We start from the raw sequence: 16417 nt of genomic DNA, 5'->3' as shown, positions 1-16417 counted from the left end.
GNCCGGTGGCGGGGCCCCCACCGAGCCGGACCCCCGCGCCCCGCAGCACCAGGCCCCCGACGAGACCCCCGGTTCCAGCCAGGCCCCCACGCACCACGCCGACGCCCCCGAGCACCGTTCCCTCGCCCACTCCGGCATCGCCAAGGGTGAGCCGCCCGAGCCGCGGCCCAAGGAGCCCGGCGGCGGCATCCTCATGGGGCGCCCCTTCGGCGTGCCCGTCTACGTCGCGCCCAGCTGGTTCCTCGTCGCCGCGCTGATCACCTGGGTCTTCGGCGGCCAGCTCGACCGCGTGCTGCCCGAGCTGGGTGCGGCCCGCTACCTGGTCTCCCTCTTCTTCGCGGTCGCCTTCTACGCCTCCGTCCTGGTTCACGAGCTGGCCCACACGGTCGCGGCGATCCGCTTCAAGCTCCCGGTCCGCCGCATCCAGCTCCAGTTCTTCGGCGGCGTCTCGGAGATCGAGAAGGAGGCCGAGACCCCGGGCCGGGAGTTCGTGCTGGCCTTCGTCGGCCCGCTGCTCTCCCTGGCCCTGGCCGGCCTGTTCTACCTCGCCATGAAGCCCGTGGAGCCCGGCACCGTGCCCGGTGTCCTGCTGGCCGGGCTGATGGTCTCCAACCTCATCGTGGCGATCTTCAACCTCCTGCCCGGCCTCCCGCTGGACGGCGGCCGCATGCTCCGCGCCGTCGTCTGGAAGCTCAGCGGCAAGCCGATGACCGGCACGGTCGCCGCCGCCTGGGTCGGCCGCGCCCTCGCCGTCTCCGTCCTGATCGGCCTGCCCCTGCTCAACCAGTCCGGTGCCCTCGGCGGCAGCGGCGAGGACGTGGGCGGCATGGACACCGTCACCGATGCCCTGCTCGCCGCCATCCTCGCCGCGATCATCTGGACCGGCGCCGGCAACAGCCTGCGCATGGCCCGGCTGCGCGAACACCTCCCCGAGCTGCGCGCCCGCGCCCTCACCCGGCGGGCCGTGCCGGTGGAGAACGACACCCCGCTCTCCGAGGCGCTGCGCCGCGCCAACGCCGCCGGGGCCCGCGCCCTGGTCGTGGTCGACGCCGACGGCAACCCGCTCTCGCTGGTCCGGGAGGCCGCCATCGTGGGCGTACCCGAGCACCGCCGCCCCTGGGTGGCCGTCAGCGGCCTCGCCCAGGAGCTGACCGACGGCATGCGGGTCTCCGCCGAGCTGGCCGGCGAGGAACTGCTGGACGTGCTGCGCGCCACCCCGGCCACCGAGTACCTGGTGGTGGAGGAGACCGGCGAGATCTACGGCGTCCTGTCCGCCGCCGACGTGGAGCGAGCCTTCGTGAGGGCCATGGCGAGGCCGGTCTGACAGCGGCCGGAGCCGGTGCGCCGCCGCGGGGCGCGGGGGACCGCGCACCCAGCCCCGGCCCGTGCCTTCCGCACCGGCGCCCGCCCCCGCACCCTCCGTCGGTCAAGCCCCCGGCAGGGACCCGGTACGCTGGTCACATGTCCGAACCGACCGGTGCCGCCCGCAGGCGCGGGCCCTTCAAGGTCGGGGACCAGGTACAGCTGACCGACCCCAAGGGTCGCCACTACACGTTCACGCTCGAAGCCGGGAAGAACTTCCACACCCACAAGGGTTCCTTCCCGCACGACGAACTGATCGGCGCTCCCGAGGGCAGCGTTGTCCGGACCACCGGCAACGTCGCCTACCTCGCGCTGCGCCCCCTGCTCCCCGACTACGTCCTGTCCATGCCCCGCGGGGCAGCCGTCGTCTACCCGAAGGACGCGGGGCAGATCCTCGCCTTCGCCGACATCTTCCCCGGCGCCCGCGTCGTGGAGGCCGGCGTCGGCTCGGGCTCGCTCAGCAGCTTCCTGCTGCGGGCCATCGGCGACCAGGGCATGCTGCACTCCTACGAGCGCCGCGAGGACTTCGCCGACATCGCCCGGCAGAACGTGGAGCGCTACTTCGGCGGCCCGCACCCCTCCTGGCAGCTCACCGTCGGCGACCTCCAGGACAACCTGTCCGACACCGACGTCGACCGCGTCATCCTCGACATGCTCGCCCCCTGGGAGTGCCTGGAGGCCGTCTCCAAGGCGCTCGTCCCGGGCGGCATCCTGTGCTGCTACGTGGCCACCACCACCCAGCTCGCCCGGACCGTGGAGTCCATCCGGGAGATCGGCTGCTTCAACGAGCCGACCGCCTGGGAGACCATGATCCGCAACTGGCACATCGAGGGCCTGGCCGTCCGCCCGGACCACCGGATGATCGGCCACACCGGCTTCCTGCTCACCGCCCGCCGCCTCGCGGACGGCGTCGAGCCGCCCATGCGCCGCCGCCGCCCCGCCAAGGGCGCCTACGGCGAGGACTACGCCGGGCCGAACGCCGACGGCGGCGCCGGCCGCTGACCGGCCGCCGCCGATACAACGCGAGGGCGCCGTGCCCGAGTTCCCGGCCGCATCCGGGAACTCGGGCACGGCGCCCTTCCGTTGGCACGGCACCGGCGTGGAGCCTCCCTCGCGCGCGGCCTGCGCGGAATCCGGCCGGGAATCCCGGACCCCGGCGTTCCCGCGCACTGTGACGTGTGGCACCATGCAGCCCATCCCACCGGCACAGCCCTCACAGGAGACGCTCCTCGTGCAGCATTCCGCCGTTCCGGAGCTCGCGCACACCCAGACCCGGCCCATCCACTGGGTCGCCACCGCCACGGCCGTCGCGGGTGTCGTGGCCCTCTCCTCCGTCGTCCAGCCCGGATCGGCCACGGCCGCCCAGTCCGCCCCCGCCGCCAAGGGCAGGTCCGCCGCCGCGGCCGTCGCGCCGCCGAGCACGTCCGGTGTGCGGTTCCCGCTGGACTGCGGCCCCGTCAAGGCGGTGGTCGCCAAGAAGGCCACCGGGGACCTGGACGGCGACGGCAGACCGGAGACCGTCGCGGTGGTGCACTGCGACGCCCCCATGGGCACCCCGCCCGACGGGGTGTACGTCCTGACCCGCTCCGCGGACGGCGGCACGCCACGGGTGGTCGCCACCCTCGTGGAGCCGAAGGAGCGGCTCACGGTCACCGACTTCGCGCTGCGCGCGCGTGCGGTCTCCGCCACGCTGCTCGGCTACTCCTCGGACGCCGTGCCCAGTTGCTGCCCCGATGTGAAGACCCCCGCCTCATGGCGGTGGAACGGCAACGCCTTCCTCCGCTCCACCCCGGCCGGGGCCCGGAGCGTCTGAACCGGGCTCACTCCGCGTCGGGCCCGTAGACCTCGACCTTGTCCGAAACCCGGCGCACGTGGATGCAGTCGCCGGGACACTCCTTCGCCGAGTCCACCACGTCGGTCAGCAGCGGCAGCGGCACCGGCGCGGTCGCCCCGGGGGCCTGGAGCAGCTCGTCGTCCGGGCCCTTCACATAGGCCAGCCCGTCGATGTCCAGCTCGAACACCTCCGGGGCGTACTGGGCGCAGATCCCGTCGCCGGTACACAGGTCCTGGTCGATCCAGACCTCCAGCGCCTCGCCGTCCGGGGCCTCCTGCTGCACGGTCATCTCTCCTGCCGTCGGTTCGCCGGGCGGTTCCGGCACCCCGAGGGCCAGCCGGGTCCGCTCCAGCGGCTGTTGAACACCCTCGACCCTACCTCCGCCCGGTTTGCCGCCGCGTGGCACGCGGTTCGGGGTTTCCGGTCCGGTCCGGTCGGGTACCAGCGCCGGACCGGGAAAGGGGTTCCCCGGCGGCCGGGTCGATCACTTCAGGCCGCCACGGCGGTGACACGACCCGCCGACGCCGTCGCTCTGCGTGATGATCGTACGAGCGCTCCGCGTGCTGCCCGAAAACGGGCCGATCGGTCGGGTGCGGACAACTCCGGTCAGTAATGAAGGGATTCGACCACGCCATGCATGGAACAAGCTGCTTTCCCTTCACGTTGAGTGGGTATCCCCTCCGTGCGAGGGAGTGTGCACCGGGTGACCGACGACACACCTTGACAGTCTTTGTGATCTAGGGGTTTCAATCGACACCAGCCCAGGTAGGGTCTGGAAGCGTCCAGCTCCCCTTGGAGGAGGTGAGGACCGTGGCAGCCCACGACGACGACATGAACCGCGGCATCCGCCCGGGACGCGGGTCCGACGACCCGGCCGGGCAGATCGCCTACCTTGAGCAGGAGATCGCCGTCCTGCGCCGCAAGCTCGCCGACTCTCCGCGCCACACGAGGATTCTCGAAGAGCGGATCGTCGAGCTGCAGACCAACCTGGCCGGCGTGTCCGCCCAGAACGAACGACTGGCCAACACCCTCCGTGAGGCCCGCGACCAGATCGTGGCCCTCAAGGAGGAAGTCGACCGGCTCGCCCAGCCGCCGGCCGGCTTCGGTGTCTTCCTCCAGGCCAACGAGGACGGCACCGCCGACATCTTCACCGGCGGCCGCAAGCTCCGGGTGAACGTCAGCCCCAGCGTCGAGCTCGACGAGCTGCGGCGCGGCCAGGAGGTCATGCTCAACGAGGCGCTCAACGTGGTCGAGGCCATGGAGTTCGAGCGCGTCGGTGACATCGTCACCCTCAAGGAGATCCTGGAGGACGGCGAGCGCGCCCTGGTACTGGGCCACACCGACGAGGAGCGGGTGGTACGGCTCGCCGAGCCGCTGCTGGACGTCACCATCCGCGCCGGCGACGCGCTCCTGCTCGAACCCCGCTCCGGCTACGTCTACGAGGTCGTGCCCAAGAGCGAGGTCGAGGAACTGGTCCTCGAAGAGGTCCCCGACATCGGCTACGAGCAGATCGGCGGTCTCGGCAACCAGATCGAGGCCATCCGCGACGCGGTCGAGCTGCCGTACCTCTACCCGGACCTGTTCAAGGAGCACGAGCTGCGCCCGCCCAAGGGCGTCCTCCTCTACGGCCCGCCCGGATGCGGCAAGACGCTGATCGCCAAGGCCGTGGCGAACTCGCTGGCCAAGAAGGTCGCCGAGGTCACCGGCCAGGCCGCCGGCAAGAGCTTCTTCCTGAACATCAAGGGTCCCGAGCTGCTCAACAAGTACGTCGGCGAGACCGAGCGGCAGATCCGCCTCGTCTTCCAGCGTGCGCGTGAGAAGGCCAGCGAGGGCACCCCCGTGATCGTCTTCTTCGACGAGATGGAGTCCCTCTTCCGCACCCGCGGCTCCGGTGTCAGCTCGGACGTGGAGAACACCATCGTCCCGCAGCTGCTCGCCGAGATCGACGGCGTGGAGGGCCTGCAGAACGTGGTCGTGATCGGCGCCTCCAACCGCGAGGACATGATCGACCCCGCCATCCTGCGCCCCGGCCGGCTCGACGTGAAGATCAAGATCGAGCGCCCGGACGCGGAGGCGGCGAAGGACATCTTCGGCAAGTACCTCACCGAGCGTCTGCCGCTGCACGCGGACGACCTCGCGGAACACGGCGGCGACAAGGGCGCCACGGTCCAGGGCATGATCCAGACCGCGGTCGAGCACATGTACGCCGAATCCGAGGAGAACCGCTTCCTGGAGGTCACCTACGCCAACGGCGACAAGGAAGTCCTCTACTTCAAGGACTTCAACTCCGGCGCCATGATCGAGAACATCGTGGGCCGCGCCAAGAAGATGGCGATCAAGGACTTCCTGGAGAAGAGCCAGAAGGGTCTCCGCGTCTCCCACCTGCTCCAGGCCTGCGTGGACGAGTTCAAGGAGAACGAGGACCTGCCCAACACCACCAACCCGGACGACTGGGCCCGGATCTCCGGAAAGAAGGGCGAGCGGATCGTGTACATCCGCACGCTCATCACCGGAAAGCAGGGCGCGGACACCGGACGCTCCATCGACACGGTGGCGAACACCGGTCAGTACCTGTAACGGCAGGGCGGCTGCGGGTGCCCTCAGTGGGTACCCGCAGCCGACTGTTTTTCGGGCCACGACCGGAGCAGCCAATGACGCAAATGATCTCCCCACCAGCGCAAAGGCGTTCTAGGCTCGTTCCTGCCGCCGAGTCGCGCCGTGCGGGGACGGGCACCGCACACGCACCGGAGCGCCAGCGGTATGTGAGCGGCGCCCACGACCGAGGGTGCCGCCGGGCAAGGAGGGCCGCATGACCGTACGGCGAGTAATGGGCATCGAGACGGAGTACGGGATCTCCGTCCCCGGCCACCCGAACGCCAATGCCATGCTCACCTCGTCCCAGATCGTCAACGCCTACGCGGCGGCGATGCACCGGGCCCGCCGGGCCCGCTGGGACTTCGAGGAGGAGAACCCGCTGCGCGACGCGCGAGGCTTCGACCTCGCCCGGGAGGCCGCCGACGCCAGCCAGCTCACCGATGAGGACATCGGGCTGGCCAATGTGATCCTCACCAACGGTGCGCGCCTCTACGTCGACCACGCCCACCCCGAGTACAGCGCGCCCGAGGTCACCAACCCCCGCGACGCCGTCCTCTGGGACAAGGCGGGCGAGCGGATCATGGCCGAGGCCGCCGAGCGGGCCGCGCAGCTGCCCGGCGCGCAGCCGATCCACCTCTACAAGAACAACACCGACAACAAGGGCGCCTCCTACGGCACGCACGAGAACTACCTGATGAAGCGGGAGACCCCGTTCTCGGACATCGTGCGCCACCTCACGCCCTTCTTCGTCTCCCGCCAGGTCTTCGCCGGAGCCGGCCGCGTCGGCATCGGCCAGGACGGGCACGAGCACGGCTTCCAGCTCAGCCAGCGCGCGGACTACTTCGAGGTCGAGGTCGGCCTGGAGACCACGCTGAAGCGGCCGATCATCAACACCCGGGACGAGCCGCACGCGGACGCCGAGAAGTACCGCCGGCTGCACGTGATCATCGGCGACGCGAACCTCTCCGAGATCTCGACGTACCTCAAGCTGGGCACGACCGCCCTGGTCCTGTCCATGATCGAGGACGGCTTCATCGCCGTCGACCTCGCCGTCGACCAGCCGGTGCGCACCCTCCACCAGGTCTCGCACGACCCGTCCCTCAAGCGCCTGGTCACCCTGCGCAGCGGGCGCACCCTCACCGCGGTCCAGTTGCAGATGGAGTACTTCGAGCTGGCCCGCAAGTACGTCGAGGAGCGCTTCGGCGCGGACGCCGACGACCAGACCAAGGACGTCCTCAGCCGCTGGGAGGACACCCTCACGCGGCTGGAGAACGACCCGATGAGCCTGGCCGGCGAGCTGGACTGGGTCGCCAAGCGGGAGCTGATGGAGGGCTACCGCCGCCGCGACGACCTGGACTGGGACGCGGCGCGGCTGCACCTGGTCGACCTCCAGTACGCCGACGTGCGCGCCGAGAAGGGCCTGTACAACCGCCTGGTGGCCCGGGGACGCATGAAGCGGCTCCTGGACGAGTCCGAGGTCGACAGGGCCCGTACGAAGCCGCCGGAGGACACGCGCGCGTACTTCCGCGGACGCTGCCTGGAGCAGTACGCGGACGACGTCGCGGCCGCCTCCTGGGACTCGGTCATCTTCGACCTCCCCGGCCGCGACTCGCTCCAGCGCGTTCCAACCCTGGAACCGCTACGCGGAACGCGAAATCACGTCAAGGAGCTCCTGGACCGCTGCCGAACCGCGGAAGACCTGGTCAGGGTCCTGTCCGGCGGGTGAGCGGAGCCAGGGGGTACTCGGTGCGCCCGGGCGGCCGGGGTGGAAACCCCACCGTCCGGGAATCATCGGGGTGGCCCCCGTACGTTGCAGAAACTGCGGGGCCGATGTCGGACCCGGCTTGTAGGGTCTGATCATCACCGATCGGCAGGCGAACTGAGCGGGGTGAGGGTTATGGCGACCAAGGACACGGGCGGCGGCCAGCAGAAGGCCACGCGCTCCACCGAGGAGGTCGAGGAGCAGGCGCAGGACGCGCAGGCCTCGGAGGACCTCAAGGAGCGGCACGAGAAGCTGTCGGACGACGTGGACTCCGTGCTGGACGAGATCGACGACGTGCTCGAAGAGAACGCCGAGGACTTCGTGCGCTCCTTCGTTCAGAAGGGCGGCCAGTAGACCAGTCTGGCCTTCGAATCGAAGGTTGCGGGGGGCTCGGGTTGGCAACTGAGGGCGTGAAGCGCTGCTCGCGGTGCATGCAAGGCAAGCCGTGGGCAGCGTTCGTCCGGTGCGGTGGCCGCCGCTGGGCACGGGCTCTGTGTGATGTGTCCGGACCCCCCGTCCATGCATGTGGATCACTGCCACAAGGCGGGTAGTGTCCGTGGCGTACTGTGCTTCAACTGCAACTCGGCCATCGGCAAATTGAGGGGCGACCCCGAGGTTGGCCGTCGTGCCGTTGCCTACTTGGAAGGAACCTCGTGGAAGCCAACTCTCGTGGCACCGGGCGTCTACCAGCTGCCTTCCTGACGCCAGGATCCTCTTCGTTCATGGACTTCCTCGCCGAGCACCAGCCCGAGCTGCTGCCCGGCAACCGGCAGCTGCCGCCCACGAAGGGCGTGATCGAGGCGCCGCACGGCACGACCATCGTGGCCGTGACGTTCCCCGGCGGCGTGGTGCTCGCCGGTGACCGCCGGGCCACGATGGGCAATGTGATCGCGCAGCGTGACATCGAGAAGGTGTTCCCGGCGGACGAGTACTCGGCCGTCGGCATCGCCGGCACCGCCGGCCTGGCCGTCGAGATGGTCAAGCTCTTCCAGCTGGAGCTGGAGCACTTCGAGAAGGTCGAGGGCGCCCAGCTGTCCCTGGAGGGCAAGGCGAACCGGCTGTCCACCATGATCCGTTCCAACCTCGGCATGGCCATGCAGGGCCTCGCCGTGGTCCCCCTCTTCGCTGGGTACGACCTGGACCGCGAGAAGGGGCGCATCTTCTCCTACGACGTCACGGGCGGCCGTTCCGAGGAGCACAACTTCGCGGCGACGGGCTCCGGCTCGATCTTCGCGCGCGGTGCGATGAAGAAGCTGTTCCGTGACGACCTGACCGAGGAGCAGGCCACCACCCTCGTGGTGCAGGCCCTCTATGACGCGGCTGACGACGACTCGGCGACCGGCGGTCCCGATGTCGCCCGCCGGATCTACCCGATCATCACCGTGATCACCGAGGACGGCTTCCGCAGGCTCACCGAGGACGAGGCGTCCGAGATCGCCCGCGCGGTGCTCCAGAAGCGCCTGGAGGAGCCCGACGGCCCCAAGGCCGCCCTGCTCTGAGCGCGGGCCCGGTTCTTATCAAGGTGATCCAGTGACCATGACAGAAAGGGACGGATAACCGGTGTCGACGCCGTTCTATGTCTCACCCCAGCAGGCCATGGCCGACCGGGCGGAGTACGCCCGCAAGGGCATCGCCCGTGGCCGCAGCCTGGTCGTGCTGCAGTACGCCGACGGCATCGTCTTCGTCGGCGAGAACCCGTCCCGCGCGCTGCACAAGTTCAGCGAGATCTACGACCGGATCGGCTTCGCGGCGGCCGGCAAGTACAACGAGTACGAGAACCTGCGCATCGGCGGTGTCCGCTACGCCGACCTGCGCGGCTACACCTACGACCGCGACGACGTCACCGCCCGCGGTCTGGCCAACGTCTACGCCCAGACGCTGGGCACGATCTTCTCCTCCGCGGCCGAGAAGCCGTACGAGGTGGAGCTGGTGGTGGCCGAGGTGGGGGAGACCCCCGAGGGCGACCAGATCTACCGGCTGCCGCACGACGGTTCCATCGTGGACGAGCACGGCTCGGTCGCCGTGGGCGGCAACGCCGAGCAGATCAGCAGCTTCCTCGACCAGCGCCACCGTGACGGCATGAGCCTCGCGGAGGCCCTCAAGCTGGCGGTGCAGGCCCTGTCCCGGGACACCAACGGCAGCGAGCGGGAGATCCCCGCGGAGCGCCTGGAGGTCGCCGTCCTGGACCGCACGCGCCCGCAGAAGCGCAAGTTCAAGCGCATCGTCGGCCGCCAGCTCGCCCGTCTGCTGGCGGCTGACGGGGCGAGCACGGAAGCGGAGAGCGCGGCCGGCTCCGAGGACTCCGAGGAGGAGTAGCCGCGCGCGTGAAAAGCCGGGTGCCCCGGCCGGATCTCCGGCCGGGGCACCCGGCTTTTCACGGGAACGCGCGTGGCGGCGCCGTGGAGCCCCGGACGACCAGTTCGACGGGGATGTCCCCGCCCTCCGGTTCCCGGCCCTCGAGGACCGCCAGCAGGGCTCGCATGCCCCGTTCCCCGAACAGCTCGGCGTCCAGCCGTACCGTCGTCAGCTCGGGGTCGAGCGCGGTGGCCAGGGCCAGGTCGTCCAGACCGGTGACGGACATGTCGTCCGGGACGCGCAGGCCGAGGCGGCGCAGCGCCTTGTAGGCGCCGGCGGCGAGCTTGTCGTCGTCGCAGACCACCGCCGTGGGGCGGGGGCCGGGCGCGGCGAGTGCCGCCTCGGTGGCGGCGAGCGCGCCCTCGATGGAGATCGGGGCCCGTGCCGTGCGGACCTCGGTGCCCGGCACGGCGGCCAGGCGCGCGGCCAGCTCCCTCGCGCGGACCTCGAAGGTCCAGGAAGGCACGTCGGCCGCGAGGTGCAGCACGCGGCGGTGGCCGAGGGCCAGCAGGTGCGCGGCGACCTGCCGGACGCCGTCGGCGATGTCCAGGTTCACGGTCGCGGCGCCCAGGCTGCCCGCCGGGTCGCTGTCGAGCATGACGAGGGGCAGCTGGTCGCCCCGGATCGCGGTGAGCGCGTCGGCGGCCATGGAGGAGGCGATGACGCCGTCCAGGGCGGCCTGCGCGGAGGCGAAGGGGTCGCGGGCCGGGCCGACGCCCTCGGGGGAGGGGTAGAGCACCACGCCGAAGCCGTGTTCGGCCGCCACCCGCGCGGCGCCGGTGTAGACGCCGGCGAAGAACTCCGTGGTCAGCGCGGGCACCACGAGCAGCACGGTACGGGTGCGGCCCAGGCGGAGGTTGCGGGCGGCGAGGTTGGGGCGGTAGCCCAGCTCGCGCGCGGCCGCCCGGACGCGTTCGGCGGTGGTCTCCGAGACCCGGCCGCGCCACTTGTCGCCCAGGACGAGCGAGACGGCCGCCTGGGAGACCCCGGCCGCCTGGGCGACGTCCCGGCTGGTCGGGCGCGTGCTGCTGCGGGCCACCACTTGACTCCCGGTCGTCTGGACGTGCGAACAGCGCACATGGTACGTATGAAGCGGGACGTTATACGTAACACTTCGGGTCGTCACCGCGTCCCGGCGAGCCACGGAGGGCAGCACATGGCCACGGGATACCTGGACATCCTGAGGGCGAGGCACGCCCTGCGGCTGCTCACCGGCACCCTGGTGGGCCGGCTGCCCAACGCCACCGCCGCCATCGCCCTGGTGCTCTTCGTCCGCGCCGAGGGCGGCAGCTACACCCTCGCCGGCGCCCTCGCCGCCGTGTACGGCGTCGCCAACGCCGTCGGCCAGCCGGTGCTGGGCCGCCTCGTCGACCTGTACGGCCAGCCGCGCGTCCAGCTGCCCGCGGCGGTCCTCGCCGCCCTCGCCATGACCCTCTTCGCGTTCTCGGGCACCGCCCCGCTGCCGCTCGCCTACGCCACCGTGGCGGCGGCCGGCCTGTTCACCCCGCCCCTGGAGGGGGGTCTGCGCGCCCTGTGGCCGTCCGTGCTGGGCCGCGAGGAGCAGGTGCACACCGCGTACGCCATGGACGCCATCGCCCAGGAGGTCATGTTCACCGTCGGCCCGCTGCTGGTGACCCTGTGCGTGGCCCTGTGGGACGAGCGCGCCGCCCTGCTCGCGCTCAACCTGGTGGGCGTGCTCGGCGCGCTCTCCGTGGTCCTCTCGCCGCCCTCGCGCGCGTGGCGCTCGGCCCCGCGCGAGGCCCACTGGCTGGGCGCCCTGCGCTCCCCGGGCCTGCTCGCGCTGCTCGCCGCCTTCCTGTTCGTCGGCATCGCGCTGGGCTCCATCACGGTCGCCTCGGTGTCGTACGCGGACGGTCACGGCGGCGACGCGGTGTACGGCTGGATGATGGCCGGGCTGGGCCTCGGGGCGCTGGCCGGCGGGACCGTCTACGGGGCCCGCGCGTGGGGCGGCGCACCCGAACGGCGACTCAGAGTGCTGGTGGCCCTTCTGGCGGTCTGTTACCTGCCGCTGATGCTGGTGCCGGGCCCGGTGGCCATGGTGGTGCTCAGCGTGGTCGCCGGTGTGTTCCTGGCGCCCTGCATCGCCTGCGCGTTCATCATCGTCGACCGGCACGCGCCGAGCGGGACCGTCACCGAGGCGTTCTCCTGGCTCGTGACGACGTTCACCGTGGGCGCCTCGGCCGGAACGGGGCTGGCAGGGCCCGTGGTCCAGGCCGGTGGCACCCTGTGGGGCTTCGCGCTGCCGGGTGCCGCCGGGGCCGTGTCGCTGCTGGTCCTGCTCGCCACCGGACGGGTCCTCGCAGCTCCCGCGCGGGGCGGGATCGTTGCGGCTTCATCGGAAAATGATCCAAATCGTGCTGCCGAACCCCGTTTCAGCTCGGGGGATCGGGCGTAATGTTCCCTCATGGACCGCCGCATTTTCGGGCTGGAGAACGAGTACGGCGTCACGTGCACGTTCAGGGGACAGCGCCGCCTGTCTCCTGACGAGGTGGCGCGGTACCTCTTCCGCCGTGTCGTGTCATGGGGCCGCAGCAGCAATGTCTTTCTGCGAAACGGCGCCCGGCTCTATCTCGACGTGGGCTCACATCCGGAATACGCGACCCCCGAATGTGACAACGTGATCGAACTGGTCACCCACGACAAGGCCGGCGAGCGCATTCTCGAAGGACTCCTGGTGGACGCGGAACGACGCCTGCACGAGGAGGGAATCGCAGGCGACGTCTACCTCTTCAAGAACAACACCGACTCGGCGGGCAACTCCTACGGCTGCCACGAGAACTACCTGGTGGCGCGGCACGGGGAGTTCTCGCGGCTCGCGGACATCCTCATCCCCTTCCTCGTCACCCGGCAGCTGCTGTGCGGCGCCGGCAAGGTGCTCCAGACCCCGCGCGGCGCCGTCTACTGCGTCAGCCAGCGCGCGGAGCACATCTGGGAGGGCGTCTCCTCGGCGACGACCCGCTCCCGGCCCATCATCAACACCCGAGACGAACCCCACGCGGACGCCGAGCGCTACCGCCGGCTGCACGTCATCGTCGGCGACTCGAACATGTCCGAGACGACGATGCTGCTCAAGGTCGGCGCCACCGACCTGGTGCTGCGCATGATCGAGGCCGGCACCGTGATGCGCGACCTCACCCTGGAGAACCCGATCCGGGCGATCCGCGAGGTCAGCCACGACATCACCGGCCGGCGCAAGGTGCGCCTGGCCAGCGGCCGGGAGGCCTCGGCGCTGGAGGTGCAGCGCGAGTACTTCGACAAGGCCGTGGACTTCTGTGACCGCCGGGGCATCCGCACCGGCACGGTCGCGCAGGTCCTGGAGCTGTGGGGCCGCACCCTGGAGGCGATCGAGAACGAGGAACTCGACCGCATCGAGACCGAGATCGACTGGGTCATGAAGTACAAGCTCATCGAGCGGTACCGGGCCAAGCACAACATGACGATGTCGCACCCGCGGGTCGCCCAGATAGACCTCGCCTACCACGACATCCACCGCCGTCGTGGCCTGTACTACCTGCTGGAGAAGAAGGGCCAAGCGGCCCGGGTCTGCAACGACTTGAAGATCTTCGAGGGCAAGTCGGTTCCCCCGCAGACCACTCGCGCCCGGCTGCGCGGCGACTTCATCCGGCGGGCACAGGAACAGCGCAGGGACTTCACGGTCGACTGGGTGCACCTCAAGCTCAACGACCAGGCACAGCGCACCGTGTTGTGCAAGGACCCGTTCCGTTCGGTGGACGACCGGGTGGAGAAGCTCATCGCCGGAATGTAGTCACGGCTGGTGGGTCAAGCGTTCCGGCACCGAAATGCCGGAACGCCACACGGGCGCCGTACGTTTCCCGTACGGCGCCCTTCTCAAGTCGTAGAGTTGCGCGCACGCCATCCGCAAGATCGACCGATTACGAGGCTCTTCCGTGCGCCGACGCTCACTCCTCCTCGCCGCCGTTCCCGCAGGGCTGGTCACGCTCGCCGGATGCGGTGACGGCAAGTCCGACTCCAGCAAGACCGGCGCCTCTCCGTCGGCCTCGGCGTCGTCCGTGCCCCCGCCCAAGATCGTGGACGGGCCGCTGCCGGCGGTCACGGCGGGCACGAAGTTCGGCGAGAAGCCGACCGTCGCCAAGGGACCGGGCGACCCGTCGAAGAACCTCGCGGTGAAGACGCTGATCGCGGGCAGTGGCCGCACGATCGCGGAGAACGACTTCATCCAGGCGAACTACCTCGGCCAGATCTGGAGCACGGCCAAGGTCTTCGACAACTCCTACGACCGCAAGCGCCCCCTCGTCATCCAGCTCGCCCAGGGCGGCATCATCGACGGCTGGCGGTACGGCCTCGCGGGCAAGAAGACCGGCAGCCGCGTCCAGCTGGCCGTCCCGCCCACCTGGGGCTACGGCAAGGAGGGCAACGCGCAGGCGGGCATCAAGGGCACCGACACCCTCGTCTTCGTCATCGACCTGATCGACTCCTTCAACTCCAAGAGCTCGGCCCAGGGCAAGCCGGTCCCGCAGGACGACGCCGCCCTGCCGAAGGTGGCCACCAACACCGACGGCCAGGTGCCGAAGGTCACCGTGCCGAAGACCGACCCGCCGAAGAAGCTCGTGTCGGAGTACGTCCTGGAGGGCGACGGGCCCGAGCTGAAGGCCGACCAGACGGTCCTGTGCCAGTTCCAGGGCCTGGTCTGGGACGGCGGCAAGACCTTCCAGCGGACGTACGGCTCCGGGCGGCTCAGCCAGTTCTCGCTGGAGCAGATGCAGCAGGCGGTCAAGGGCCTCGCCCAGGGCCTGACCGGCAAGAAGGTCGGCAGCCGGGTCCTGATCGTCGTCCCGCCGGAGCTGGGCTACGGCGACAACCCGCCGAGCGGCGGAGTGATCAAGAAGGGCGCCACCCTCGTGTTCACCGTGGACATCCTCGCGGCCATGTAGCACCCGGGACGCCCGGGGCGGGCGGGAACCCCGCGATGATGAAAGACTGTCCACGTTTCGTGTCGTACACAAGCAGGAGCTTTTGACGTGAGCATCGAGAAGCCCGAGATCGACTTCCCGGGCGGCGAGCCCCCGGCGGACCTGGAGATCAAGGACATCTGGGAGGGCGACGGACCGGTCGCGCAGGCGGGCCAGAACGTCACCGTCCACTACGTGGGCGTCGCCTTCAGCACCGGCGAGGAGTTCGACGCCAGCTGGAACCGCGGCACTCCGTTCCGCTTCCCGCTGGGCGCCGGCCGGGTCATCAAGGGCTGGGACCAGGGCGTGCAGGGCATGAAGGTCGGTGGCCGCCGCCAGCTGACCATCCCCGCCCACCTCGCCTACGGCAACCAGAGCCCGACCCCGGCGATCAAGCCCGGCGAGACCCTCATCTTCGTGGTCGACCTGCTCGGCGTCTGATCCGCGCCCGGTCGACCGGCCGGGTCCGACCGGAACCGATCACCTGGGGCCCATGCCTGCTCGGGCATGGGCCCTCGGCTTTTGTCACCGCCCCGCGGAGCGGTACGGTCATCGGTCAGAAGCACCATAGGGAAGGCGAAGGGCGTCGATGGCCATTGCCAAGGCCGAGCGGCTGATGAACCTCGCGCTGTGTCTGCTCGGGACGCGGCGGCCGCTCAGCAAGCGGGAGCTGCGCGAGTCCATCGAGGCCTACCTGGAAGCGGGCAGTGACGACTCCTTCAACCGCATGTTCGAGCGGGACAAGGACGACCTGCGGGAACTGGGCCTGGTCATCGAGACCGTCGAGAACCTCGACGGAGAGATCGGCTACCTGGCCCGCCGCGACAGCAACCGCCTGCCCCCCATCACCCTGGACGCCGAGGAGGCCGCCGCCCTCGGCCTCGCCGCCAAGGTCTGGCAGCAGGCCCGGCTGGCCGGGGCCGCCAGCGGCGCCCTGCAGAAGCTGCGCGCCGCCGGCCTGCCCGAGGAGGTCGACCCGTACGAGGCGCACGGCGCCCTGGAGCCGCGCATCCCGGTGCACGAGGCCGCCTTCGAGCCGCTGATGCTGGCCTGCCGCGACCGCCGCCCGGTGGTCTTCGACTACCGCAAGGCCTCCGCCGCCCGCCCCGAGCCCCGGCACGTCGAGCCGTGGGCGCTGGAGTGCTGGCGCGGCCACTGGTACCTGGCCGGCTTCGACCGCGACCGGGGTGCCGAGCGTGTCTTCCGGCTCTCCCGGATCACCGGCAAGGTCCGCTCCCGGGGTACGGGCTTCACCGCGCCCGTGCCGGACGTCGTCACCGTGCGCGAGACCGTCGCGAGCTGGGCCGGCGAGATCGCCGACCGGTCCGCGCTGATCCGGCTGCGCTCGGGCGCCGGTTACCCCCTTCGGGCGAAGGCCACCAAGGTCCGGGAACTCGACGACGGCTGGGACGAGTTGGAGATTCCGTACGGGCACGGCCTGGACGCCTGGCTGGTGGAGTTCGGGCCGGACGTGGTGGTCCTGGAGCCCGCCGAGCTGCGGGCCGACGTGGTGGACCGGCTGCGCGCCGTGGCCAAGGGCTGAGGGGGAGGGGGCAG

16 protein-coding genes are annotated in these 16417 nt (G+C 70.7%); 14 read left to right on the top strand and 2 right to left on the bottom strand.

The features are described 5' to 3' along the window. The 3 genes from ABZV94_RS20770 to ABZV94_RS20760 form a co-directional block, all read left to right on the top strand. A partial coding sequence (locus tag ABZV94_RS20770; protein ID WP_356342172.1) for a site-2 protease family protein occupies positions 1-1324 on the top strand: 1324 nt, incomplete at its 5' end. Between the two features lie 137 nt (positions 1325-1461). Beyond that, positions 1462-2364 carry a tRNA (adenine-N1)-methyltransferase gene (locus ABZV94_RS20765; protein WP_356342171.1) on the top strand — a complete coding sequence of 301 codons (903 nt, stop codon included), beginning with the start codon at positions 1462-1464 and terminating at the stop codon, positions 2362-2364. 229 nt (positions 2365-2593) lie between these two features. After that, positions 2594-3175, top strand: a complete 582-nt coding sequence (locus ABZV94_RS20760; protein WP_356342169.1) for a hypothetical protein — start codon at positions 2594-2596, stop codon at positions 3173-3175. Between the two features lie 7 nt (positions 3176-3182). On the opposite strand, the gene ABZV94_RS20755 is transcribed toward ABZV94_RS20760, so the two are convergent. Then, a complete protein-coding gene (locus ABZV94_RS20755) occupies positions 3183-3485 on the bottom strand; it encodes a ferredoxin (RefSeq protein ID WP_356342167.1) in 303 nt (100 codons plus the stop codon). Between the two features lie 521 nt (positions 3486-4006). Between ABZV94_RS20755 and arc the strand changes: the two genes are divergently transcribed. The 6 genes from arc (at position 4007) to prcA (ending at position 9869) form a co-directional block, all read left to right on the top strand. Next, positions 4007-5773, top strand: a complete 1767-nt coding sequence (gene arc, locus ABZV94_RS20750; protein WP_356342165.1) for a proteasome ATPase — start codon at positions 4007-4009, stop codon at positions 5771-5773. A gap of 232 nt (positions 5774-6005) precedes the next feature. Continuing rightward, positions 6006-7517, top strand: a complete 1512-nt coding sequence (dop, locus tag ABZV94_RS20745) for a depupylase/deamidase Dop (RefSeq protein WP_356342163.1) — start codon at positions 6006-6008, stop codon at positions 7515-7517. A 171-nt stretch (positions 7518-7688) separates the two neighbouring features. Continuing rightward, on the top strand, positions 7689-7907 hold the full coding sequence (locus ABZV94_RS20740; RefSeq protein ID WP_030608326.1) for a ubiquitin-like protein Pup: 219 nt from the start codon (positions 7689-7691) through the stop codon (positions 7905-7907). Between the two features lie 144 nt (positions 7908-8051). Next, positions 8052-8255: an endonuclease domain-containing protein gene (locus tag ABZV94_RS20735; RefSeq protein ID WP_356342178.1), complete on the top strand. Its 204-nt coding sequence runs from the start codon at positions 8052-8054 to the stop codon at positions 8253-8255. Further along, positions 8207-9052, top strand: a complete 846-nt coding sequence (prcB, locus tag ABZV94_RS20730; protein ID WP_103812392.1) for a proteasome subunit beta — start codon at positions 8207-8209, stop codon at positions 9050-9052. The genes ABZV94_RS20735 and prcB overlap by 49 nt, the downstream gene beginning before the upstream one ends. A gap of 61 nt (positions 9053-9113) precedes the next feature. Next, positions 9114-9869 carry a proteasome subunit alpha gene (prcA, locus tag ABZV94_RS20725; protein ID WP_356342161.1) on the top strand — a complete coding sequence of 252 codons (756 nt, stop codon included), beginning with the start codon at positions 9114-9116 and terminating at the stop codon, positions 9867-9869. A 58-nt stretch (positions 9870-9927) separates the two neighbouring features. On the opposite strand, the gene ABZV94_RS20720 is transcribed toward prcA, so the two are convergent. Continuing rightward, entirely contained in the window at positions 9928-10947 is a 1020-nt protein-coding gene (locus ABZV94_RS20720; protein ID WP_356342159.1) for a LacI family DNA-binding transcriptional regulator, read from the bottom strand. 117 nt (positions 10948-11064) lie between these two features. Between ABZV94_RS20720 and ABZV94_RS20715 the strand changes: the two genes are divergently transcribed. The 5 genes from ABZV94_RS20715 (at position 11065) to ABZV94_RS20695 (ending at position 16403) form a co-directional block, all read left to right on the top strand. After that, positions 11065-12324 (top strand): MFS transporter, encoded by a 1260-nt coding sequence (locus ABZV94_RS20715; protein WP_356342157.1) that lies wholly within the window; start codon positions 11065-11067, stop codon positions 12322-12324. A 9-nt stretch (positions 12325-12333) separates the two neighbouring features. Continuing rightward, positions 12334-13695: a Pup--protein ligase gene (gene pafA / locus ABZV94_RS20710; RefSeq protein ID WP_171157931.1), complete on the top strand. Its 1362-nt coding sequence runs from the start codon at positions 12334-12336 to the stop codon at positions 13693-13695. 142 nt (positions 13696-13837) lie between these two features. Beyond that, positions 13838-14842, top strand: a complete 1005-nt coding sequence (locus ABZV94_RS20705; RefSeq protein ID WP_356342155.1) for an FKBP-type peptidyl-prolyl cis-trans isomerase — start codon at positions 13838-13840, stop codon at positions 14840-14842. An 87-nt stretch (positions 14843-14929) separates the two neighbouring features. After that, a complete protein-coding gene (locus tag ABZV94_RS20700; RefSeq protein ID WP_030654003.1) occupies positions 14930-15301 on the top strand; it encodes an FKBP-type peptidyl-prolyl cis-trans isomerase in 372 nt (123 codons plus the stop codon). Between the two features lie 148 nt (positions 15302-15449). After that, the gene (locus ABZV94_RS20695; RefSeq protein ID WP_356342153.1) at positions 15450-16403 is read left to right on the top strand and encodes a WYL domain-containing protein; all 954 of its coding nucleotides are present in this window, start codon (positions 15450-15452) and stop codon (positions 16401-16403) included. The last annotated feature ends 14 nt before the right edge of the window (positions 16404-16417 follow it).

This window comes from Streptomyces sp. NPDC004658 (assembly GCF_040609555.1).
Lineage (GTDB): Bacteria > Actinomycetota > Actinomycetes > Streptomycetales > Streptomycetaceae > Streptomyces.
Note: the sequence above shows the minus strand (reverse complement) of the source record. Positions and strands in the feature narration are given on the sequence as shown.

Excerpts from the sequence above, each read along its gene's own strand:
- ABZV94_RS20765 (WP_356342171.1), top strand. The coding sequence starts at position 1,462 with ATGTCCGAACCGACCGGTGCCGCCCGCAGGCGCGGGCCCTTCAAGGTC.
- ABZV94_RS20755 (WP_356342167.1), bottom strand. The coding sequence starts at position 3,485 with ATGACCGTGCAGCAGGAGGCCCCGGACGGCGAGGCGCTGGAGGTCTGG.
- dop (WP_356342163.1), top strand. The coding sequence starts at position 6,006 with ATGACCGTACGGCGAGTAATGGGCATCGAGACGGAGTACGGGATCTCC.
- ABZV94_RS20740 (WP_030608326.1), top strand. The coding sequence starts at position 7,689 with ATGGCGACCAAGGACACGGGCGGCGGCCAGCAGAAGGCCACGCGCTCC.
- ABZV94_RS20735 (WP_356342178.1), top strand. The coding sequence starts at position 8,052 with ATGTGTCCGGACCCCCCGTCCATGCATGTGGATCACTGCCACAAGGCG.
- ABZV94_RS20715 (WP_356342157.1), top strand. The coding sequence starts at position 11,065 with ATGGCCACGGGATACCTGGACATCCTGAGGGCGAGGCACGCCCTGCGG.
- pafA (WP_171157931.1), top strand. The coding sequence starts at position 12,334 with ATGGACCGCCGCATTTTCGGGCTGGAGAACGAGTACGGCGTCACGTGC.
- ABZV94_RS20695 (WP_356342153.1), top strand. The coding sequence starts at position 15,450 with ATGGCCATTGCCAAGGCCGAGCGGCTGATGAACCTCGCGCTGTGTCTG.